The organism is Ideonella sp. P3_A4 (genome assembly GCF_056403075.1).
Map to the genome: position 1 here is coordinate 1 of NZ_JBFUGE010000894.1, position 1,928 is coordinate 1,928.

Sequence of the window (1,928 nt, forward strand, 5' to 3'; positions counted from 1 at the left end):
GGACCAGTGGGACGACATCATGACCGCCGACGACGTCGGCTCGGGCAAGACGCTCTACTCGGGCACGGTGCCGCTGCATGACGTCAAGAAGAACGGCAAATACACGCTTCAGGACATGACCCGCGGCAAGCACAAGGTCATGGACATGAAGAACGGCTCTTCGTCCGAAACGCTGTTTGCGGGGCCCGACAACGTCTGGGGCAACGGGACGGAGGGGAGCAACGAAACCGTCGCGGCCGATGCAGCCTACGGTCAAAACATGACCTGGGACTATTTCCTGAAGGTGCACGGCCGCAAAGGTATTGCCGATGACGGCAATGGCGCCCGGTCACGCGTGCACTACGGCCGCAACTACGACAACGCCTTCTGGGACGACCGGTGCTTCTGCATGACCTTTGGCGACGGCAACCGCATGAGCCCGCTGGTGGCCCTGGATGTGTCCGGCCATGAAATGACCCATGGCGTGACATCGCGGACGGCGAAGCTCGTCTACCGCGGTGAATCGGGCGGACTGAATGAAGGGACGTCCGACATCTTCGGCACGATGGTCGAGTTCTACGCCAACAACGCGACGGACAAGCCCGACTACCTGCTGGGCGAAAACTTCGACAAGCCCTACACCCGCAACATGATCAGCCCGAACAGCGACGGCTATTCGGCGGACTGTTACTACAGCGGCGTCGGCAATCTCGATGTGCACGGATCTTCGGGGGTCGCCAACCACTTCTTCTACCTGCTCGCCGAAGGCACCACCAATGGTTCGCCGTCGAAGACCTGCGTCTCCGGCAACACCAAAAAGGCGACGGGCTCAGGCACCGTCAGTGGCATCGGCCGCGCCAAGGCCGAGAAGATCTGGTACCGGGCGTTGACGGTCTACATGACGTCGAGCGAGACCTTTGCGAAGGCGCGCACCGACACCATCAAGGCATCGGACGACCTGTACGGCGCGAACTCCGCCGAATCGAAAGCCGTGGCATCGGCCTGGAAGGCCGTGAACCGCCCCTGATCGAGGGCAGGACAGGCTGGTCTTGAGCGGCCTGTCRCTGCCGTCGAGCCGGTGCCCCGAGCTGTTCTCGGGGCACCTCGTGATACGGCCGATATGGCCATCCATTCATAGGTTAGACAGGAGACCCGGCGAGCACTACGAGTATTCGTAGAGACGTCACTTGAGCCTTGCGGCAGGCCGAGCGCTGTGCGTGAATCGCACGCCTCGCGCATCGCAAAGGACGTTGTGACATGAACGCTCCGCTACCGGCAGACCGCTGGCAACTGATCAAGCGCCTGCTTGCCGATGCGCTGGAGCAGCCGGCCGACCGGCGTCACGCCTACGTGGCCAAGCAGGCCGACGGTGACGCTGAGTTGCTCGCGGAGTTGGATACCTTGCTGAAGGCGGCCGAGCCGTCACGCAGCCTGCTGGACGCGGCACCCGCCGAACTTGCGCTGGATGCATTGGATGCGCTGGATGCCCATCTGGCGCGGCCCTGGCTGGGGCGGCGCCTCGGCGCCTTCAAGCTGATCTCGCTGATCGCCCAAGGCGGCATGGGCCAGGTTTATCTGGCCGAACGTGCCGATGGCCAGTACGAGCAACAGGTCGCGATCAAGCTGATGCGCGAAGGCCAGTTCGACCCGTCGTTCGTCGACCGCTTCAAGGCCGAGCGGCAGATCCTGGCGAGCCTGGACCACCCCAACCTCGCCAAGGTGCTCGACGGCGGCATCACCGAAGAAGGCGTGCCCTACTTCGTGATGGAGCGCGTGGTGGGCGCGCCGATCGATGTGTTCGCCCAGCGCCAAGGCCTGGATGTGGTGGCACGGCTGAAGCTGTTCCGCACCGTCTGCGCGGTGGTGCATTACGCGCACCAGAAGGGCGTGGTGCACCGCGACCTGAAGCCGGCCAACATCCTGGTCACCGACGAAGGCGCGGTCAAGCT

2 protein-coding genes are annotated in these 1,928 nt (G+C 63.7%); both read left to right on the top strand.

Annotated elements, in window-relative coordinates:
- Nucleotides 1-1,006 (top strand): M4 family metallopeptidase (locus tag AC1DYI_RS34150; RefSeq protein WP_477208545.1); only part of this gene is annotated, 1,006 nt, incomplete at its 5' end.
- 230 nt (nt 1,007-1,236) lie between these two features.
- The coding region (locus tag AC1DYI_RS34155) for a serine/threonine-protein kinase (protein WP_477208546.1) at nt 1,237-1,928 on the top strand (692 nt) is incomplete at its 3' end.